This is a genomic window from Phyllobacterium sp. 21LDTY02-6 (assembly GCF_023554255.2).
Classification (GTDB): domain Bacteria; phylum Pseudomonadota; class Alphaproteobacteria; order Rhizobiales; family Rhizobiaceae; genus Phyllobacterium.
Genome location: NZ_JAMJWD020000004.1, coordinates 260,279 through 278,619, shown reverse-complemented (window position 1 = coordinate 278,619; position 18,341 = coordinate 260,279). Strand labels below are relative to the sequence as shown.

The 18,341-nt window shown below is 60.9% G+C and carries 22 protein-coding genes; 7 read left to right on the top strand and 15 right to left on the bottom strand.

Going from position 1 to position 18,341, the window contains the following annotated elements:
- Positions 1 to 4: 4 nt before the first annotated feature.
- Positions 5 to 400 carry a RidA family protein gene (locus tag M8997_RS15455; protein ID WP_250015018.1) on the bottom strand — a complete coding sequence of 132 codons (396 nt, stop codon included), beginning with the start codon at positions 398 to 400 and terminating at the stop codon, positions 5 to 7.
- A 130-nt stretch (positions 401 to 530) separates the two neighbouring features.
- Between M8997_RS15455 and M8997_RS15450 the strand changes: the two genes are divergently transcribed.
- From M8997_RS15450 to M8997_RS15420, 7 genes are all read left to right on the top strand, one after another.
- The gene (locus M8997_RS15450; protein WP_250015016.1) at positions 531 to 1,829 is read left to right on the top strand and encodes an amino acid deaminase; all 1,299 of its coding nucleotides are present in this window, start codon (positions 531 to 533) and stop codon (positions 1,827 to 1,829) included.
- A gap of 9 nt (positions 1,830 to 1,838) precedes the next feature.
- Positions 1,839 to 2,507, top strand: coding sequence for an amino acid ABC transporter permease (locus M8997_RS15445; protein ID WP_250015014.1), 669 nt, complete (start codon positions 1,839 to 1,841; stop codon positions 2,505 to 2,507).
- 9 nt (positions 2,508 to 2,516) lie between these two features.
- Positions 2,517 to 3,167 carry an amino acid ABC transporter permease gene (locus tag M8997_RS15440; RefSeq protein ID WP_250015012.1) on the top strand — a complete coding sequence of 217 codons (651 nt, stop codon included), beginning with the start codon at positions 2,517 to 2,519 and terminating at the stop codon, positions 3,165 to 3,167.
- Entirely contained in the window at positions 3,154 to 3,885 is a 732-nt protein-coding gene (locus tag M8997_RS15435; RefSeq protein ID WP_250015010.1) for an amino acid ABC transporter ATP-binding protein, read from the top strand. The genes M8997_RS15440 and M8997_RS15435 overlap by 14 nt, the downstream gene beginning before the upstream one ends.
- 39 nt (positions 3,886 to 3,924) lie before the next feature.
- Entirely contained in the window at positions 3,925 to 4,704 is a 780-nt protein-coding gene (locus M8997_RS15430; RefSeq protein WP_250015007.1) for a transporter substrate-binding domain-containing protein, read from the top strand.
- A 93-nt stretch (positions 4,705 to 4,797) separates the two neighbouring features.
- On the top strand, positions 4,798 to 5,805 hold the full coding sequence (locus M8997_RS15425; RefSeq protein WP_250015005.1) for a succinylglutamate desuccinylase/aspartoacylase family protein: 1,008 nt from the start codon (positions 4,798 to 4,800) through the stop codon (positions 5,803 to 5,805).
- Between the two features lie 14 nt (positions 5,806 to 5,819).
- The gene (locus M8997_RS15420; protein WP_250015003.1) at positions 5,820 to 6,941 is read left to right on the top strand and encodes a LacI family DNA-binding transcriptional regulator; all 1,122 of its coding nucleotides are present in this window, start codon (positions 5,820 to 5,822) and stop codon (positions 6,939 to 6,941) included.
- 76 nt (positions 6,942 to 7,017) lie between these two features.
- Here M8997_RS15420 and M8997_RS15415 read toward each other — a convergent pair whose 3' ends face one another.
- The 14 genes from M8997_RS15415 to M8997_RS22160 form a co-directional block, all read right to left on the bottom strand.
- Positions 7,018 to 7,449: a DUF5086 domain-containing protein gene (locus M8997_RS15415; protein ID WP_252597208.1), complete on the bottom strand. Its 432-nt coding sequence runs from the start codon at positions 7,447 to 7,449 to the stop codon at positions 7,018 to 7,020.
- Positions 7,450 to 7,494: 45 nt separating this feature from the next.
- Positions 7,495 to 8,259, bottom strand: coding sequence for an SDR family NAD(P)-dependent oxidoreductase (locus tag M8997_RS15410; RefSeq protein ID WP_250015001.1), 765 nt, complete (start codon positions 8,257 to 8,259; stop codon positions 7,495 to 7,497).
- Entirely contained in the window at positions 8,237 to 8,734 is a 498-nt protein-coding gene (locus M8997_RS15405; protein ID WP_250014999.1) for a 2,4'-dihydroxyacetophenone dioxygenase family protein, read from the bottom strand. Before M8997_RS15405 ends, M8997_RS15410 begins: the two co-directional genes overlap by 23 nt.
- 62 nt (positions 8,735 to 8,796) lie before the next feature.
- On the bottom strand, positions 8,797 to 9,258 hold the full coding sequence (locus M8997_RS15400) for a heme-degrading domain-containing protein (protein ID WP_250014997.1): 462 nt from the start codon (positions 9,256 to 9,258) through the stop codon (positions 8,797 to 8,799).
- Positions 9,259 to 9,288: 30 nt separating this feature from the next.
- Positions 9,289 to 10,038 (bottom strand): ribonuclease activity regulator RraA, encoded by a 750-nt coding sequence (locus tag M8997_RS15395; RefSeq protein WP_250014995.1) that lies wholly within the window; start codon positions 10,036 to 10,038, stop codon positions 9,289 to 9,291.
- A gap of 33 nt (positions 10,039 to 10,071) precedes the next feature.
- Complete coding sequence (locus M8997_RS15390; RefSeq protein WP_250014993.1) at positions 10,072 to 10,827, bottom strand: SDR family NAD(P)-dependent oxidoreductase; 756 nt, start codon at positions 10,825 to 10,827, stop codon at positions 10,072 to 10,074.
- 2 nt (positions 10,828 to 10,829) lie between these two features.
- The gene (locus M8997_RS15385; protein WP_256473323.1) at positions 10,830 to 11,900 is read right to left on the bottom strand and encodes an ABC transporter ATP-binding protein; all 1,071 of its coding nucleotides are present in this window, start codon (positions 11,898 to 11,900) and stop codon (positions 10,830 to 10,832) included.
- Between the two features lie 23 nt (positions 11,901 to 11,923).
- Positions 11,924 to 12,739 carry an aldo/keto reductase gene (locus M8997_RS15380; protein ID WP_250014991.1) on the bottom strand — a complete coding sequence of 272 codons (816 nt, stop codon included), beginning with the start codon at positions 12,737 to 12,739 and terminating at the stop codon, positions 11,924 to 11,926.
- 12 nt (positions 12,740 to 12,751) lie between these two features.
- Positions 12,752 to 13,600, bottom strand: a complete 849-nt coding sequence (locus M8997_RS15375; RefSeq protein ID WP_250014988.1) for a carbohydrate ABC transporter permease — start codon at positions 13,598 to 13,600, stop codon at positions 12,752 to 12,754.
- Positions 13,597 to 14,457 (bottom strand): carbohydrate ABC transporter permease, encoded by an 861-nt coding sequence (locus M8997_RS15370; protein WP_250014986.1) that lies wholly within the window; start codon positions 14,455 to 14,457, stop codon positions 13,597 to 13,599. Before M8997_RS15370 ends, M8997_RS15375 begins: the two co-directional genes overlap by 4 nt.
- Positions 14,458 to 14,531: 74 nt before the next feature.
- Positions 14,532 to 15,743, bottom strand: coding sequence for an ABC transporter substrate-binding protein (locus M8997_RS15365; RefSeq protein ID WP_250014984.1), 1,212 nt, complete (start codon positions 15,741 to 15,743; stop codon positions 14,532 to 14,534).
- Positions 15,744 to 15,798: 55 nt separating this feature from the next.
- A complete protein-coding gene (locus M8997_RS15360) occupies positions 15,799 to 16,932 on the bottom strand; it encodes a mannonate dehydratase (RefSeq protein WP_250014982.1) in 1,134 nt (377 codons plus the stop codon).
- A 110-nt stretch (positions 16,933 to 17,042) separates the two neighbouring features.
- Positions 17,043 to 18,221, bottom strand: coding sequence for a mandelate racemase/muconate lactonizing enzyme family protein (locus tag M8997_RS15355; RefSeq protein ID WP_250014980.1), 1,179 nt, complete (start codon positions 18,219 to 18,221; stop codon positions 17,043 to 17,045).
- On the bottom strand, positions 18,218 to 18,340 hold the full coding sequence (locus tag M8997_RS22160; RefSeq protein WP_256473322.1) for a hypothetical protein: 123 nt from the start codon (positions 18,338 to 18,340) through the stop codon (positions 18,218 to 18,220). The genes M8997_RS15355 and M8997_RS22160 overlap by 4 nt, the downstream gene beginning before the upstream one ends.
- Position 18,341 lies beyond the last annotated feature (1 nt).

Here is an 18,341-nt window from a genome sequence, read left to right as displayed (position 1 = left end):
CATGCTATCTCTGCGGTTTGTAGGCAATCACGTCCATTTCCACCTTGACGTCGACCATCATCGGAGACTGGACGGTGGAACGCGCCGGTGGGTGATCGATGAAGTATTTCTGGAACACGGCGTTAAAGCTCGAGAAATCGCGCGCGTCGTCGAGCCAGACATTGACCTTGACGACGTCGGCCAATGTGCAATCGGCAAGCGCCAGCACGTCGATGATATTTGCGATAACCTGTTCCGTTTGCGCAACGATATTGCCGACGATGACTTCGCCATCAACCGTGGGGACCTGGCCAGAAACATAGACGAAATCGCCAGCGCGGACGGCTTTGGCGAAAGGGCGCCTTTGCCCGCCCGCCTGGGCATCGGCGACGGCATAGCGGATCAGTTCTCTATCGGTCATGTCAATGTTCCTTTCGCTATCACAATGGACTTCGCTCTTCCGATCTGGTCGGCAACGCACACCGGATTTTACCGTCAGCACTGAAAAAATCGGATGACAACGTTACCATCAGATGTTACCAGCAATGTCAATGACAACGATACCATCGGAATCAATGCAGCCCAATTCGCCCATTCGGCAGGCATCCGGCGATAGACCGGAATGTGGTGCCCAAACCAATGCCATCGGCGCCAATCCTGCGGATGGTTCGCTTTTGCTGCCGCTCTTGACTGTCGATCTGGCGACCTATCGCAGCAATCGCGACCATTTTCTGAGGCTTGCATCTGCCTATGGGGCAAAGGTGGCGCCGCATGCAAAGACCCCGATGTGTCCGGAGATTGCGATCGATCTTGTCGGCGCCGGAGCATGGGGCGCAACTGTCGCCGACCTCTTCCAGGCGGAGGTGCTGCTTGGAGCAGGCGTGACGAATGTCCTGATTGCCAACCAGATCGGTGGCGTGGCATCCGCTCGGCGTTTGCGTGTGCTCGCCGACGCATTTCCGCACGCCGAAATCGCCTGTTGCGTCGATTCCGAACAGGCGGCGGCCAATCTCGTGCAGGCTTTCGCGGGTCGCGCGGGCGACCCGTTCAAGGTCTTCGTCGAAGTTGGCGCCGGCCGAACCGGCGCCCGCACGAAGGATGTTGCCGCCGAGATCGTCGAGACCCTTTCGACGACGGGGGCGGAAATCATGCTGGCCGGCGTATCGACCTATGAAGGCTCGGTCGTCGGAGCAACGTCTGACGTACTCGATGCGAACATGGGCGCTCTGTTCGATCTTGTTGCCGAGACTTTCGCCATCATCCGGCAGAAGCATCCCGAGCGCGCGCTGGTCATTTCAGCCGGTGGCTCGATCCATTTCGATCGCGTCATCGCAGCTCTTGCCCCCGTATGCGATGCCGATGGCAATGCCACGCTGCTGCTTCGGAGCGGGGCGATATTCTTCGCCGACCACGGCGTCTATCAGCGCGGATTCGAATCCATTGACGCTCGCAGGCTGCTGATGCCAGAGGGTTTTGCCTTCATCGCCTCCAAGGCTTTCAAGCCTGCCATGCGTATCTGGGCAGAGGTCATTTCCGTTCCGGAATCAGGACTGGCGATCGTCGGCATGGGGATGCGGGACGTGTCATTCGACCAGGATCTGCCCGTGGCGCTCCGCCTTTACCGGGATGGCCGAATGATCGAGGCTGACCTCGCCTCATCCGTAATGGTCAGCAAGCTCAATGACCAGCACGCATTCGTGACCTTCGGGAATGACGCCGAGCTTGCGATCGGGGATGTCATGGAGTTCGGCATCTCGCATCCCTGCACCTGCTTTGACCGCTGGCGCGTCTTCTACGGAATCGATGCGTCGGGCCGGATCGAGCGATCCTATCGAACCTTCTTTCACTAGGACCGGCCGATGCCTAATTTCAATTTTCGCCCGCTCTGGCGCTACTCGGACCAATTCATCGATGGCGTTCTGACGACGCTGTTGCTGACGGTCTCTGCGACGATGATCGGGCTCATTATCGGGATTATCGGTGCGATCGTGCTGCGCGGCGGGCCGAAACCCGCCCGCATCGCCGTGCGCACCTATATCGAGATCATCCGCAACACGCCGGCATTGCTGCAGATATTCATCATCTTTTTCGTCCCCCCGACCATCGGCCTGAAGTTCTCGCCGATCCAGGCTTCGATCGTGGCCTTGTCCATCTATTTCGGCGCCTATGCCAGCGAGATCCTGCGATCCGGACTGAATTCCATTCCGGCCAGCCAGATCGAGGCGGGTCTGTGCCTCGGCCTTACCCGCTGGCAGGTTTTGTCGCGGATCGTACTGCCTCCGGCGATCCGCAACATCTATCCGTCGATCACGTCGCAATTCGTGCTGCTGTTGCTTGGCACCTCGATCGCCTCGCAGGTTTCTGCCGATGAGTTGTTCCATGCGGCAGGCTTTATCGACAGTCGCACCTATCGCAGCTTTGAAGTCTATGCGCTGACTTGCGGCATCTATTTCACTCTCGTTGTTCTCTTCAAGATTGCCTTCGCGCTTGTCGGGCGGGCAGCCTTCCGCTGGCCAACGCGCCGATAGGTCCAGACCATGCGTCAGTTCTCCTTCTCCGACCTGCTTTTTCTCGCAACCGCGCTCGAATGGACTTTCCTCATGGCAGCGATCGCGCTTGCCTTTGGAGTGCCCGTGGGGCTCGCACTTGCTCTGGCGCGGACCAGCGGATCCGCGGTTTTGCGCACTGTCGCCACGGCGCTGATCGAACTCATCCAGGGCATCCCGCTCCTGGGCCTGCTGATGTTCTTCTATTTCGGCATTCCGGTGCTTGTCGGCAAAGATGTGCCAACCGTCGTTGCGGTCGGTGCCGCGTATACGATCTATACCGCGGTCTTTCTCGGCGACATCTGGCGCGGTGGCATTCAGGCCGTGCGTCAGGCGCAGTGGGAGGCGGGCGCCTGCCTCGGCCTTTCCTGGCTACAGCAATTCGTCCATATCATTGCTCCGCAGGCGTTTCGTATCGCGCTGCCGGCGACGGTCGGGTTCCTGGTTCAGCTCATCAAGAACACCTCGCTCGCTTCCGTTGTCGGCCTGGTCGAACTGGCCCGTGCCGGGCAGATGATCAGCGCCGGGACCTTTCAGCCGCTTCTCGTCTACACGCTGGTGGCGGCAATCTACTTCACCATCTGTTTCCCACTGACCACCTGGTCCCGGACCCTGGAGGCGCGGCTCAATGGCGCTCGTTGAAATCAAGAATGTTCGCAAGAACTACGGAACGCTGGAAGTTCTCAAGGGCGTTTCGCTCGATGTCGAGAAAGGTGAGATCGTCACCATTATCGGGCGCAGCGGATCGGGAAAGAGCACGCTTCTGAGATGTATCAATGCGCTCGAAACGATCAATTCGGGTGAGATACTGCTCGAAGGGCAATCGGTTTCCGCGAAAATGGACGGCCTCAGACAGATGCGACAGAAGGTTGGCATCGTTTTCCAGGCCTTCAATCTCTTCCCCCATATGACGATCGAAAAGAACGTCACGCTTGCACCGATCCTGACCGGAAAGACCGACAAGCAGGGGGCACGGAAACTGGCGCTGTCGGTTCTCGAGCGCGTCGGCCTTGCCGACAAGCTGAAGGCATATCCGGAGCAGCTTTCGGGCGGGCAGCAGCAGCGGGTCGCCATTGCCCGCTGCCTGGCAATGTCGCCTCATCTGATGCTGTTCGACGAAGTAACCTCGGCGCTCGATCCGGAACTGGTCGGTGAAGTGCTCAAGGTGATGGAGGAAATGGCAGCTCAGGGCATGACCATGGTTCTCGTCACCCACGAGATGAACTTTGCCCGCAATGTCGCGACGAAGCTGGTCTTCATGCACCAGGGCCGCGTCTGGGAACAGGGCGACCCCAAGACGCTCTTCGCCAATCCGCAAACGCCGGAACTAAAGAGTTTCATCGGTCACCACGCAGGGTAACCGGTGGAGAAAATCCAATCGCAACAAAAGGGGAATGACATGAAACTGTTCAAGCGCATCATTGCCGCGGCCACCATCGCCGCGGCGCTTGCTACGCCCGCTCTGGCTGACACGCTGGCCGACATCACATCAAATGGCAAGCTCCGCGTCGGCGTCCTGCTCGACGCGGCACCTTGGGGCTACAAGGATGCGGAAGGCAACGACACCGGGCTCGATGTCGAGCTGGCGCGCATGATGGCCAAGGATCTCAATGCGGAGCTTGAGATGGTCCCGCTGACCGGCGCAAGCCGTGTTCCAAGCCTGCTCGCCGACAAGGTCGACGTTCTCATCGCTGCTGCCGGTGCGACGCCGGAGCGCGCCCAGCAGGTCATGTTCTCCCAGCCTTACGCTGCCGTCAGCCTTGGCGTTTTCGGCGGCAAGGGAGAGAAGATAGAAGATGTCTCGGGCCTCGCAGGCAAGCAGATTGCCGTTGCCAAGGGTTCGACCCTCGATACGTGGCTGACGGACAATGCGCCAGAGGCAGAACTCGTTCGCTTTGAAGACACCCCATCCGCCATCGCCGCATTCCTGGCCGGACAGGCTGAGTATTTTGCCGAAAACAGCGCGATTGCAGTCAAGGTGGCAGACGACAATCCCGGCAAGAACGTTGCCATTGCCTATCGCATCCGCTTGTCGCCGGCCCATATCGGCGTGAAGCAGGGCGAACAAAATTTCCTGAACTGGATCAATACTTTCCTGTTCTTCCATAACATGAATGGCGATCTCGCCAAGCTGCAGATGACGTTCTTCAAGGAAGAGCAGACCCTTCCGCATATGTGATACGAATGCGTCCGGGACCCGCCGGCCAGCGGGTCCCATCCAGACTGAGATTGATACGCGCCCGACAAAACCGACGCGACCATAAGGTGTTTCATGCATACCGGACTATTCCATTCGATCGACTTCAACGCCGAGGGCAAGCAGTTCGGCTGGCTTTCGGCGCCGTTCTCCGTCGATCGTTCCCCATATTTTCACGTCCGGACCCCCATCTGCACGATCCGGAACGGTGATGGCCCCTCGGTGTTGCTGATGGCTGGAAACCACGGCGACGAATATGAGGGAGAGATAAACCTCAAGCGCCTTATTCACAGCGTCCAACCAGCCGATATCAAGGGCAGGTTGACGATCATCCCATTCGCAAACATGCCGGCAGTGATGTCCGCACGCCGCTGCTCGCCGCTGGACGGCGGCAATCTCAATCGTGCCTTTCCGGGCAGCATGGAGGGCAACCCGACGAGCCGCATGGCGAATTTTCTCGAGCGGGAACTCTTCCCCGGTTATGATATCGTTTTCGATATGCATTCGGGCGGAACCTCGATGGCGCATCTGCCGACGGGCCTCATCGAGGAGTGCGAGGACGAAGCGCGCCACGCCAAGGCGGTGTCGCTGCTCAACGCACTCGGCATGCCCTATGCCTTCATCGCCAGGAATGGCATCGATGCGCCGACATCGATGGCGGCGGCGGCCAGGGCCGGTGCGATCGGGATCAGCGGCGAGTTCGGCGGTGGCGGCAGTGTGACGCCCGAGACCATGTCGATCACGGCACTTGCGATCAACAACCTCCTCCATGCCTCGGGTTTGACATCGAAGCCTCTTCTGCCCAGCAGTTCCCGGTCGCAGAAGACCCGGTTGCTCGGCCTCAATTCCCATGACCAGGCGATCTATGCCACACGGACCGGATGGTTCGAACCGGCGGTGGATATCGGCAGCGAAGTCGACGCCGGCGATGTCGCGGGCTGGTACCACAATTTCGAACAGCTTTCGGAAGTCGAAGAAGAGTTGCGGTTTGCAGTTTCCGGCATAGTGATTTCCAGACGCCTGCACACGCAGAGCCAGAACGGCGATTGCCTGATTCAGGTGGGCAGACTAATCAACGATTGATGGTGCAATGCACGATGGGGCAAGACAGGGCGCATATGGCCAACGGGGCAGCTAACGAAACCGGCAGCTTCATCTATGACGAGGTGGTGCGTATTCCGGCCGGGCCGCAAAAGGCGGCCCCGGGCCTTGCCGAGGACGGTGCCTCGCTCGAAACTGCCAGCATCGGCGATGTTGCCCGTCTTGCCGGCGTTGCGCCCATCACGGTATCCAGGGCACTGCGCAACCCGGACAAGGTGAGCGCTGAAAAACGCTCCCGGATTCAGGCAGCGGTGGAGCGTACCGGATACAGGGTCAATCCTTTCGCCAGCGCCTTGAGAAGCGGTCGTTCCAATGTGGTGATGGCCTTCGCATCCAATATGTTCAGCGAGCAGTTCGCGCTCGCTCTTCATGCCTGCGCGAATGTGCTCGAGGAGGCCGGTTATCTTTTCCTGGTCGGCCAGACGTCCTATTCCTACGACCGCGAGACGGCGGCGATCCGGTCGCTGCAGGCCCTCAAGCCTGCGGCTGTCATGTTCACCGGCGTCATCGAACTTGAGCAGAACCGTGAAACGCTTCGGAATCTCGGTATTCCGATCATGGAGACATGGGCGTTCCCGCGGGACCCGATCGATATGCTCGTCGGCTTTTCCAATACGGAAGCCGGACGCCTGGCGGCAGAGGCTCTGGCCGAGGGTGGATATAAAAAGGTCGGCTTTATCGGCCGTAGGGGAGGGCGTGGTGCTCTTCGCCTCAAGGGCTTTCGTGATGGCTGCAGGGATCTCGGGCTCGAATTCGTCGGGGAATTCCTCAGTGACGAGGTCGTCGGCCCCTCGGACGGGCGCCGCTGCCTGTCCGCACTCCTGGAAAGCGGAGCGAGCGTGGACGCGGTCTTCTGCGCGAATGATCTGCTCGCATTGGGGACGCTGATGGAGGCGCGGCGCAGGAAGCGTTCCATCCCCGAGGATTTCGGTGTGATCGGTTTCGGCGAGAGCGATATTGCCGCTGAAATACCGCCGGGCCTGACGACTGTCGGGATAGATAGCGCCCAGTTGGGAAGGATCGCCGGCGAAATGCTGTTGGATCGTCTGTCGAAGGGCGAAGTCGCGGCCCCGATCAGGCGCCTGGACCTATTGGTCACGCACCGCGGCAGCATCTAGAGCCATTTATCGTTGGAATATTTAGGCAGGGACAGGGGTCCCTCGCTCGATTCTGATCGAGAGCCTTGCCGGGCCGCTATTCCGTTGCCGGCGGCAGTTTTTTGATGCAGCTCAGAATGTCCGTATCGCAAACGGGCACTTCGGACCGTGTTGCCGGCTCATCGAGCCAGCGATGATATGCGCTGCGAATTTCCACGTCCTTGTAATTGTAGATTTTTGCTTTCTTGTCGATGCGGCTCGCTTCCAGCGCTTTCGGGGTGACGGCCATATGAGAGGCCAGTTCGTTGAACTGCCAGACCTTCCAGTTCTTTTGCCGTTCAATGACGCGCACATGATAATAGGGGTCATCCGGACGCTCCGGCCGAACCTTGTAGACATCGGCCCATCGTACCAACTTAGGTGAGACGGACAGGATCATGCTTTCCTGTTGCTCCTGGGCCGAAGCCGAACCGGCCGCGAGAACGCCAGGAAATGTCAGCAAAAGAGCTAGTCTCAAAGGTTTCGGCATTGATTTCCTTTGCATCAATCGTCGCCTCCCTTGGCAGGCCTGTTTTCAGGAGACGGCGTAACCACCGTCGACCGGGATGACCGTGCCGGTGATGAACGCAGCGTGCGGACTTGCGAGGAAGAGCGCAAGGCCCTGCAGATCTTCCGGCATGCCCCAGCGTGCCATCGGCGTTCGCGCCAGGATCGGCCCGGCCCGTGCGGGATCGTCCTGTAGCGCCTTGGTCAGCGGCGTTGCTATCCACCCCGGTGCGATGGCGTTCACCCGCACGCCCCGTGGGGCATAGGCGATCGCCAGGGACTTGGTGAGCTGGGCGATGCCGCCCTTGGAGGCGGAGTAGCCAGGTACCAGTCCGCCACCGAAGAAGCTCAGCATGGAGGCGATATTGATGATGCAGCCGCTATTTGCCGCCAGCCGGTCGAGCGATGCCTCGCAGACGCGCATCGTGCCGTTCAGGTTGATGTCGACTACCGTGTCGAAGACGTCCGGATCACGTTCCTGTCCCCGGCGGATGATGCCGGCGCAATTGACGACGACGTCGAGGTCGTCGAGTGTCGCGATGAACGCCCGGGTGGCATCGTTGGACCGTACATCCAGAACGCCGTAGCGTATCGCGCCGGAGGGATCGTTGCTTCGTGCCTCGGCGCATTCGGCTTCCGTGACGCCGGTGGCGTGAACCATTGCCCCGGCGTCACGAAAGCATTCGGCGATGGCCCCGCCGATGCCGCCGGTGCCTCCGGTCACGAGGACCGAGCGACCTTCCATCCAGCCGCGTGCCCACGCGGCGGTGTCAGCGGATGAACTGATCGACATAGTCCGCCCCCAGTCCGACCTCTTCATAATGTGCGCGACACATGTCGATCTTGGTGAAGACGTCTTCGTAGCCAATCTGCTTGTTGTCCTTGTCGAGATAAACCATGCAGCCCGAAATATTGAAGAAGGTGATCATCTCGGCGCAATCTTCGGGGACATTCAGCGTGTGGATCTCGCCGGGCGGCTCGAACACGAACGAACCTTCCTCCGCCACCCAGTCATGCTCGAAATAGTGCCATTTGCCCTTCATCACCATGCCGAAGACCGGTGCTGGGTGCACATGCCGGGACAGGATACCCGAGCGCGTCACCTTCAGCAGGTTGCACCATTGCCCGGTCAGCGTGTTGAGAAACATTGGCCGGAAGAAGACGTCCGGCGCCTGAGGTACCCACACGCGCGGATCGTCCGGTATGGCCTTGATGGCGATTTCAGTCGAGGCGAGCTCGTGAGTCGAGCCCTTCATGAACTTGTACATGTTCGTAACCTTTCTTCAGGCTGTCCCAGTCACTTACCGCCGCTGCAAAAGGGGTAGCGGCTTCAAGCGAGATTTTCCAGGGATCGCATGGCCAAGGTGTGGTCCTCCACATCCGGCAGGCCGCTGATGGCGACGGTGCCGACGATCCCCACATTTCGAATGCGAACGGGAACCCCGCCGCCGCTGGCTGCGAAGTCCGCGGCAGGAAGACGATAGCGGGCGTGGAAGTCCGTGCCATTGCGTTCGCAGAGCAGACGCATGTAGAGCGAGCTGCGGTTGAACCGTTCGACCACCGCCCGCTTCCGACGCACCCAAGCCAGGTTGTCGGGAGAGGCTCCGGGCAGCAGCGCGGAAAAGATGGCGGTGCCGTGGTGGCTGATCTCAATGGCGATCGGCAAGCTCCTTGCCGCGGCCGTCTCACGAATGGCGCAGCCGAGACGCCATGCCAGTTCATAGTCGAAGCCGGCAAGCTGGTGGGCGTCCTCTTCGGCTATCAGCTCTTCGATTGTCGGTGCCGTTGCCATGGTGATGTCGTTTCCTTGCACATGTGTTGGTCAGTCGGCCGGCTGAGCGTTGCGCCAGGCGACATACTCATCCTGCACCCCTTCCGTGAGCGGGTAGTATTTGCGCAGATCGCCGCCCTGCGACAGGCGGAACCGGGCGAACTCCTCCCATTCGGCATGCTCACTAGACCGCGCAATCACTTCGGCTGCAAGCGCGACCGGCACGACGATCACCCCGTCATCATCGGCGACGATGATGTCGCCGGGCATGACGAGAACCCCGCCGCACGCCACCGGCACGTTGACCGCGAAGGGGATCAGCCCTGTCTGCGCATGGTAATTGGGTGTCACTCCTCGCACCCAGATGCCGAGATCGAGTTCCTTGGCCTTGGCGGAATCGCGGATGCAGCCGTCGACGACGATGCCCGCGCCGCCACGGCCGGCCAGGAAGGTCAGCATCATCTCGCCGAAAATGCCGCTCGCCATGTCGCCGCGGGCATCGACGACCACCATGTCGCCGGTCTGGGCCGGATAGAGGACGTGGCGATGCAGCTGCAATTCGGGATTGTCGTATTCGTTGGAGCCGTAGAGGTCCTCCCGCTTCGGCATACATTGCAGCGTCAGCGCAGGGCCCGCGACCGAGCGGCCATGTTTTAGCGGAAGCGGACCGCGGATCTGCGGATCGCGGATTCCCATGAGGCTCAGTTCGCTGCTGGCGGTGGCGGTGCCGATGACAGCCAGAGCGTCGCACAGCTCGCGGGCCGGACGGGTGATGTCGTTGATATCTGCGGGAGACTGCATGTTATTTACCTCGATATAGGGAGTTGGCGGCGTTCAAACCCAGCCGCCGTCGATGATATAGTTCTGGCTGGTGATCACCTGCGCGTCGTCGGATGCCAGGAAGAGAGCGAGCTTGGCGACATCTGCCGGCATCAGCCGTTGCTTGAGAGCCTGGCGCTCCTGCCGCATGGCGTCAGCCTCCGGTGTCAGCCAGAGATCCAGCTGCCGCTGCGTCATGATCCAGCCCGGCGAGATGGCGTTGACCCGGATGTTGAACGGGCCAAAATCCCGGGCGAGCGACCGGATGAGGCCGATTACGGCGGATTTGGAGGCGGTGTAGAGCGCCATGCCACCAAATCCTGCCATCCAGGAGATCGAGCTCATGCAGATGATTGCGCCGCCGCCTGCCGCCTTCATGTCGGGCAGAACGGCCTGCGACGCGAAGAACTGGTGTTTGAAGTTGGTGGCGATGCGGTCGTCGAAATAGGCCTCGGTCACCTCTTCCGTCGCATGGCGCTCGTCATGTGCGGCGTTGTTGACGAGTACGGTGATGGGGCCCAGCTCAGCCCTGACAGTTTCGATGCCGGCGCGCAGCTTTTCCGTATCGCGCAGGTCGAGGGCCACGAAGCGAACCTGACGACCTTGCGCCGTCAATGTACCGGCCAGAGCTGTGCCAGCCGCCTCGTCCCGATCCAGAAAGCCGACCTTGGCTCCCTGCTCGGCGAAAGCTTCGACCAGCGCTGCTCCGATACCGCTTGCACCCCCGGTGATCAGTACCGTCTTTCCCTTCAGGTCCGGATAGATAGCCATCGTTACGCCGCCTCCCGGAAGTCGATGCGCTGCCCGCTCTTGCCGTCGAAAAGCTGGATGCGCTCGGGGATGAGGGAGACATGCAGTGTCTCGCCGGGCTTGTGCAGGATGCGGTCGCGGAAGACACCGACGATTTCGTGGCCGGCAAGCCGCAGGAGAACCTGTGTCTCCGCGCCGGTCGGCTCGACCGTGATGATCTCGGCGGCATGCCCCTTCGCATCGAGCAGGAGATGTTCGGGCCGAATGCCGAGCGTAACATTCCTTTCCTCGAAGTCCGTCGCCGCAAAGGGCAGGGCAATGCGGGTGCCGTCTTCGCCGACGAAGCCGCCGCCGCGGATCTTGCCGCCGATGACATTCATCGCCGGGGAGCCGATGAAGCCCGCGACAAAGAGGTTCGCCGGGTTGTCGTAGAGATCGAGGGGGGAACCGACCTGCTCGACGATCCCGCCATGCATCACGACGATCTTGTCAGCCATGGTCATGGCCTCGATCTGGTCGTGGGTGACGTAGACGGTCGTCGTCTTCAGCCGATGGTGGTTCTGCTTGATCTCCGACCGCATCTGCACCCGCAGCTTCGCATCAAGATTGGACAAAGGTTCGTCGAAGAGGAAGACCTCCGGATTGCGCACCATGGCGCGCCCCATGGCAACACGCTGCCGCTGGCCGCCGGACAACTGACGCGGATAGCGGTCGAGATAGTCGCTGAGGTTGAGCATGGCCGCAACCTTGGCGACCCGATCGCGGGTCTCCTCCTTGGGTGCGCGGGCAAGCTTCAGCGAAAAGCCCATGTTCTTCTCGACTGTCATATGCGGATAGAGTGCGTAGCTCTGGAAAACCATCGCAATGTCGCGCTCCTTCGGCTGAAGGCCATTGACGACGCGGTCGCCGATGGCGATCTCGCCTCCCGAGATGTCCTCGAGCCCGGCCAGCATGCGCAGCAAGGTCGATTTTCCGCAGCCGGACGGACCGACGAGAACCACGAACTCGCCGTCGGCTATGTCGATGGACACGCCGTGCAGAACCTCCAGTTCGCCATAGGATTTTCGAACGTTGTTGATCGTTACCGATGCCAATTGCGATCTCCTGTCAGCGCGCCTCAATCATCCCAGCGGGGTGATTTGGCCGGATTGATGTGCCGCGCCGAGCGGTCCAGCGTGCGGATCCGCGTAATCTCGTCGGCGGTGAGCTTCACGTCTTTCGACGCGAAGTTGTTCTTCAGGTTTTGCGGGCTGGAGGACGCCGGGATAACCGCATGGCCCTCCGCCATGAGAAAGGCCAGCGCTACGGCAGCGGCGGTAACGCCGTGCGTCTCGGCGATGGCCTTCAGCAGCGGGTCGTCGTTGACGGCTCCCTTGTAGAGGGGCTGGTAGGCAGTCAGCGCCAGCCCCTTGCCGCGGCAGTGGTTCACGAGCCGTGGAGCCTGCAGGTAGGGGTGGATCTCGACCTGATCGGTGGCGATCATATCGTCGCCCAGAAGAGCGAAGGCCTTGTCGAGCAGGGCGATCGGAAAGTTGGACACGCCGATATGGCGAGCCCATCCGAGTTGCCGTGCTTCGGCCAGTGCCAGCATGTAGTCATCGAACGGCACCTCGTCATTCTGCGAAGGCCAGTGGATGAGCAGCAGGTCCACCTGGTCGGTGCCGATCGTTTCGAGGCTCTTCTCGACGCTCGGCAGGAAATCGGCCTTCGACAGATTGGTGTCTGCAACCTTGGTGGTGACGAAGAAGTCGGATCGCGGCAGTCCGGAACGGCGAATGGCTTCGCCGACGCTGCTTTCGGTATCATAGCTCTGGGCCGTGTCGATGTGGCGATAGCCGACCTCGATGGCCGAGAGGATCGCCTGGATCCCGGCGTCGCCCGTGCGTCCGAATGTACCGAGGCCAAGTTGGGGGATTGGGGACGTATAGGTCATTGCATTCCTTTCTCAGCCCTTCGTTGCGCCGGCGGTCAGGCCACCGACAAAGAGCCGCTGCATGGATAGAAACAGGATGGCGATCGGCAAGGTCATCACGACGGAGGCTGCCATGACGGCACCCCAGTCGGTGTTGAACTCCGTCGAAAACTCCGCGAGTCCGATCGGCAGCGTCTTCACCGAGGAATCGGTGGCAAAGCAGAGCGCGAAGATGAACTCGTTCCAGGTCGTGACGAAGGCGTAGACCATGACGGAGGCGAGACCCGGCAAGGAGAGGGGAAGCGTGATGCGGAACAGGCATTCAAGGCGGCTGGCGCCATCGATGATCGCGGCTTCTTCCAGTTCGACGGGAATGTTCTTGAAGTAGCTGGTAAGCATCCACACCGACAGCGGCAGCGTGATGATCATGTAGACGAGGATCAGGCCCCAGTAGGTATTGACCAGGTTCAGCACCCGAAGCGTGACGAACAGGGGCACGATGATGGCGGCCGTCGGCAGCAACTGGCCCACCAGCACGAAGGACTGGAGCAGCGGCTTTCCCTTGAAGTTGAAGCGGGCAAACCCGTAGGAAGCAAAGATCGCGAGGACGAGCGCCAGTCCCGTCGATCCGACCGAGATGATGATGCTGTTGAGGAAGTAGCGCGGGATGTTCGAATCGAACAGGACCGTCCGATAATTCTCCCATGTGGGCGCTGCGGGCCACCAGATCGGCGGAACCGTGTAGAGCTCGCGCAGCGTCTTCACCGAAGACAGCACCATCCACCAGAAAGGGAACAGGCAGACCAGGACCAGCAGAACCGAACCGGAGAGGATCAGCCAGCCCGGCAGGCCCGGGCGCTTGAGTGTCGGTAGCTTGTTCAACGTGTTTCCTCCGGGTTGGAGGCCAGCGTGCGGATGTAGATGAACACCACCACGATCGCGACCGCAAAGAACATGACGGAAAGAGCCGCCGCCTGTCCGAACTGGACGCTCTCGAAGGCTGTCCTGAAGATCTGGATCGGTGTGATCAGGGTTCGGTTCGCCGGTCCTCCGCGGGTGATGGCATAGATGATGGTGATGTGGTTCAACGCCCAGATGACCAGGAGAAGCGTGACCGCAACGATCACCGTCCGAACCTGCGGCAGCATGACGTAGAGGACCTCCTCCCAGAAGCTCGCCCCATCGATGCGGGCCGCTTCGTAGAGATCGTCGGAAATGGCCTGCAGTCCGGCCAGGACCATGATGGCGACGAAGGGAAACATCTTCCAGATGTTGATCGCGATCATCACCGGCATCACGGTGCGGCCATTCGTCAGCCAGCCGACCGGTTCGTCGATCAGCGCCGGGGCCGTGAGCATGTAGTTGATGATGCCGAATTCGGTGTGGAGCATCCATGCCCAGGTGGTCGCGGCAACGATGCCCGGCACCACCCAGGGGACCAGCGTCACGGAGCGCACGATGGCCCTGCCGCGAAAGTTCTGGTTCAGCAGGATCGCCGTCAGGACGCCGAGAACGACCTGAAGGACGATCGACCCGAACACCCACCAGAGAGTGTTCCAGAACGCCGTCGGCGTGGCGCGCGCGGACAGGACGCGCCGGAAGTTGTCGAGCCCGACATAGTTGCCGGCATTGTCCGTGACGCTCAGCAACCCGGTATAGGCGACCGGATAAGCGATCAGCATGCCCAGCACCATCAGCGCGGGTAGAACGAACAGATAGCCAGTGGATTGTTTCTGCATCCGATTTCATTCCTGGTTACAGGAGTACCGGAAGACGTCGACGGGGTGTCGAGCGCCTTCCGGACGGGAGGGACCTAGAGAAGCCCTTCGATTTCTTCGGCGACGCCGTCCATGGCGGTCTTGACGTCCTCGTCACCGAGAAGGATCCGCTGGATCCCGTCGAAATAGGCCTGGGATATCTGGACCCAGTTCGGATGGGCCGGCACTGGCCGCCCGAACGGGAGCATTTCCTTGAACACCTGCAGGATCGGATCCTTGAAGCGTTCGGCCTCCATGGCAGAGACGCGGGCGGGGAAGGTGTCGGTCAGGGCGGCCTGGTTCTCCGCCTCGGCAAGGAAGCCCAGGAGCTTTTTGGCGTCGTCGGGATTCTTCGCCTTGCTCGGAATGACGAAGCTCCATCCTCCGAGGATCGCCGCCGTCTTGCCGCCATCGGGATGGGGGACCGGAATCACGCCGATGTCGATATTGGGGTTTTCCTTGCGGATGGATTGGATATCGAACTGGCCGGACTGGTACATCGACACCGTCTCGGCGATGAAGAGCCGGCGATTGGCGGTGCCGTCATTCTCCAGTGTCGATGCCGGCGACATGCCTTCCTTCAGGAAGTCGGTGTAAAAGGTCACGGCTTCGATGGTTTCCGGACTATTGACCAGAACCTTCTTGCCATCATCCGAGATGATGCCGCCACCCACCATCCACATGAAGGGCAAGGACCGGAAGATGGTGTTGCCGACTTCGCCGCCGCCGGTGATCGCAAAGCCGGACTTCCCGTTGGTGGTCAGCTTCTTGGCGGCGTCCTTGAAGGCGGCCCATGTGGTCGGCGGGTTTGCCGGGTCGAGTCCGGCCGCCTTGTAGTCGCCCTTGTTGATGATCACCGCATGGGTTTCGATGCGGTAGGGAATACCCCAGAGCTTGCCGTCCCAGGTGTCGTATTCCAGCGAGGCGGGAATGTAGTCCTCGCGATCGGTCAATACTTCGTCGACCGGCAGGACCAGGTTGTTCTGGGCATAGCCATTCACCCAGCCATGTTGCACGTCGATGACGTCCGGCGCGGCTCCCGACTGCAGGGCCGTCAGGATGCGCTGCGGGAGTCCGTCCGTGGTGGTGATTTCAAGCTTCACCGACACGTCCGGGTTGGCAGCCTGAAATTTCTCCACGAGATCCCGGGCACGGGCCTCGTTGAAATTCGGCGTCCACCAGACCACTTCGCCAGCCCAGGCACCGGCCGACATTGCCAGAAAGGACGCCGTTGCGCCCATCGCCAGTTTCATAATCAACGTTTTCATGTTCACCTCCCGACTGAACCTGTTGTTTGTTTTTCAGCCATGTGGCTGACATGATCTATTCCGCTGCCGCCGCGGGTTCCTCTGCCCGATGGTCGGCGGATACGGAAGAGCTTCTGGTCAAGGCATCCGCGTGGGCGACAAGCGCCTTCATGTAGCCAATCGTGTAGGCATGCCCGGCGTGCCATGGGGCAGGGCAATCGAGTTCCGGAACGTGGTCTGGAACCAGGATGCCGTCATAGCCTTCTTCGTGCAGCACCCGGACGATCCGCGCCATGTCGACATCGCCATCGTCCACGAAGGTCTCCACGTAGCTCGGCACCTTGCCGCGGACATTGCGGAAGTGGACATAGGCAATGGCGTTTCGGCGGGCGAAGCGGCGCGTCGTTTCATAGATGTCGCCACCGGGCATTTCCGCCAATGAGCCGATGCAGAATTCCAGCGCATTGGCCCGGCTCTGCACGAGCGAAAGAAGCCGGTCGTACTTGGCGTGGCTGTTGACCAGCCGCGCGGTGCCGCGCAGGCGTTCGACCGGCGGATCGTCCGGATGGGCGGCCAACCGGACGCCAGCCTCTTCCGCTACCGGTACGAGCTTCTCCAGGAACCATTGAAGCCGCGACCACAATGTGGCCTCGTCGACGGTCTGGGGCTTTGCCCCGGGGACGGCCAGGCGGTAGCGCATGTTGCCGACCATGCCGTCGGGGACAGGGCTTTCCGCGTCGAATTCGTCGATGGCGAAGACGGCGGTCACCGCATTGCCGCGCGCCACCGGCTTGCGGCGCCATCCCCACACGCCGGCGATGGAGAAATTATATCCGAGAACCGGTATGCCAAGACGCCCCATGTTCCTGACGAGATTCTGAAGGTCCTGCATCTGCGCATCCTTCTTCGGACCGTCGAGCAGAATGTCCGACCAGAAATTGGGCGATATGTTCTCCAGGGCGGCAACCCTCAGATTGTGCCGCGACAGCATGGCAATGAGATCCGCCAGGCGATCATGGGACCACAGCGGCGCATCGATGCAATCGCCATTGATCGGGCCGACGACGTCACCCGCGGCATAGGCGCTCGCGTCCGCATTGCGCCCATAGTCCGTGAGGTGGACCACGACGTGTTCCACCCCGAGCTGGCTCGCGAAACGGGCGCCCGCCTCGCTCAGAAGCGGCCCATACAATGAGATTCCGACCTTCAAGCAGCTCTCCTCCCGTTGCTGCTTAAGTGAGTTCATATATGAACTGCACCTATTCTAAATATAACTATGTGGCGAAGGGGAGCTGGTGTCAACTCCCTTTGCCGTGACTTCTATCTGCTTTCGTCCGCCGCAAATGTGCGGGCGCCTGTCGCCACGCCGGTGGTGTTCATCGATCCGTCGAAAAGCGGAACATTGGTGGGCTGATAGGGGAAGCGCTCGCAGGCTTCCTCGATCAGTTCCACACCGAGGCCCGGCGCCGTCGGCGCAAGAATCGCCCCGTTGTCGAACTGCAGCGTTTCCCGAACGAGTTCCTTGCGCCAGGGAACATCCATCGAGACGGTCTCGAAGACCGAGAAGTTCGGCATGGCGACCGAGGCGTGCAGCGTCATGGCGTTCATTACCGGTCCGACCGGGTTGTGGGGTGCGACAGGAATGAGATGCGTGTGCGCCAGATGCGCGACGCGTTTTGTTTCTCCCATTCCGCCGGCGTGCGAGACGTCGGGCTGCAGGACGTCGACAGCCTTCTTGGACAGGGCTTCGAGAAATTTGCCCGGTTCGTACCAGCGTTCGCCGGCAGCGATCGGAACCGGGCTGGCGGCGCGCACTTCTGCCAGCGCATCGATGTTCTCCGGCGGCGTCGGCTCCTCGATCCATGTGAGGTCGAAGGGCGCCAGCGCCCGGCACATGGCAATCGCCGTCGGGACATTGAGGCGGCCATGGACGTCGAGCATCAGGTTGACGTCAGGTCCGACCGCGTCACGAACGGCCTCGACGATCTCGATCGTCTGGCGTCGCTGCAGGCGGTCCATTTCAAGATCGGCAGTATCGAAGGGGTCCCATTTCAGGGCGCGATAGCCCATTGCAACGGCCTTGCGTGCGTTGGCTGCATATTCCTCGGGCGTCGTCGCACCGAAAAACCAGTGATTTGCGTAGCATTCGACACGATCGCGGAACTTGCCGCCGAGCAGTTCGAAAACAGGAACGCCGAGCGCCTTGCCCTTGATGTCGAGAAGCGCCGCCTCGATGCCGCCGAGCGCCGTGCGGAAGACGGCGCCCGTTCGCCAGTAGCTGTCCCTGTGGAGCTGTTCGATGATCGCATCGACGGCGAAGGGATCGCGACCGACGAGAACCCGCTCCAGCTCTTCCAGCGCCGCGACGACAGTTTTCGTCTTCCATTCCAGCGTTGCCTCGCCGACACCTTCGATTCCTTCGTCGGTGTAGAGCTTGACGAAGACGAAATTCGTCCTCTGGGCATTTGCGACAAATACTTTCTGGGCCGTGATCTTCATGGGCGGCTCCTGCGGGGTTGGGCCAGGGCTTCCTGCAATATGGCGCGATGATCCTCCGCCGACGGAGGCAGGGCATTGGTCGCGTGGCCAATCGCCGTCAGGTAGCTGATGCCGGGCATG

What these genes read in the sequence shown, in the direction of transcription:
- M8997_RS15455 (WP_250015018.1), bottom strand. Translation starts at nt 400, where the DNA reads ATGACCGATAGAGAACTGATCCGCTATGCCGTCGCCGATGCCCAGGCG.
- M8997_RS15450 (WP_250015016.1), top strand. Translation starts at nt 531, where the DNA reads ATGACAACGATACCATCGGAATCAATGCAGCCCAATTCGCCCATTCGG.
- M8997_RS15445 (WP_250015014.1), top strand. Translation starts at nt 1,839, where the DNA reads ATGCCTAATTTCAATTTTCGCCCGCTCTGGCGCTACTCGGACCAATTC.
- M8997_RS15440 (WP_250015012.1), top strand. Translation starts at nt 2,517, where the DNA reads ATGCGTCAGTTCTCCTTCTCCGACCTGCTTTTTCTCGCAACCGCGCTC.
- M8997_RS15435 (WP_250015010.1), top strand. Translation starts at nt 3,154, where the DNA reads ATGGCGCTCGTTGAAATCAAGAATGTTCGCAAGAACTACGGAACGCTG.
- M8997_RS15430 (WP_250015007.1), top strand. Translation starts at nt 3,925, where the DNA reads ATGAAACTGTTCAAGCGCATCATTGCCGCGGCCACCATCGCCGCGGCG.
- M8997_RS15425 (WP_250015005.1), top strand. Translation starts at nt 4,798, where the DNA reads ATGCATACCGGACTATTCCATTCGATCGACTTCAACGCCGAGGGCAAG.
- M8997_RS15420 (WP_250015003.1), top strand. Translation starts at nt 5,820, where the DNA reads ATGGGGCAAGACAGGGCGCATATGGCCAACGGGGCAGCTAACGAAACC.
- M8997_RS15415 (WP_252597208.1), bottom strand. Translation starts at nt 7,449, where the DNA reads ATGCCGAAACCTTTGAGACTAGCTCTTTTGCTGACATTTCCTGGCGTT.
- M8997_RS15410 (WP_250015001.1), bottom strand. Translation starts at nt 8,259, where the DNA reads ATGTCGATCAGTTCATCCGCTGACACCGCCGCGTGGGCACGCGGCTGG.
- M8997_RS15405 (WP_250014999.1), bottom strand. Translation starts at nt 8,734, where the DNA reads ATGTACAAGTTCATGAAGGGCTCGACTCACGAGCTCGCCTCGACTGAA.
- M8997_RS15400 (WP_250014997.1), bottom strand. Translation starts at nt 9,258, where the DNA reads ATGGCAACGGCACCGACAATCGAAGAGCTGATAGCCGAAGAGGACGCC.
- M8997_RS15395 (WP_250014995.1), bottom strand. Translation starts at nt 10,038, where the DNA reads ATGCAGTCTCCCGCAGATATCAACGACATCACCCGTCCGGCCCGCGAG.
- M8997_RS15390 (WP_250014993.1), bottom strand. Translation starts at nt 10,827, where the DNA reads ATGGCTATCTATCCGGACCTGAAGGGAAAGACGGTACTGATCACCGGG.
- M8997_RS15380 (WP_250014991.1), bottom strand. Translation starts at nt 12,739, where the DNA reads ATGACCTATACGTCCCCAATCCCCCAACTTGGCCTCGGTACATTCGGA.
- M8997_RS15370 (WP_250014986.1), bottom strand. Translation starts at nt 14,457, where the DNA reads ATGCAGAAACAATCCACTGGCTATCTGTTCGTTCTACCCGCGCTGATG.
- M8997_RS15365 (WP_250014984.1), bottom strand. Translation starts at nt 15,743, where the DNA reads ATGAAAACGTTGATTATGAAACTGGCGATGGGCGCAACGGCGTCCTTT.
- M8997_RS15355 (WP_250014980.1), bottom strand. Translation starts at nt 18,221, where the DNA reads ATGAAGATCACGGCCCAGAAAGTATTTGTCGCAAATGCCCAGAGGACG.
- M8997_RS22160 (WP_256473322.1), bottom strand. Translation starts at nt 18,340, where the DNA reads ATGCCCGGCATCAGCTACCTGACGGCGATTGGCCACGCGACCAATGCC.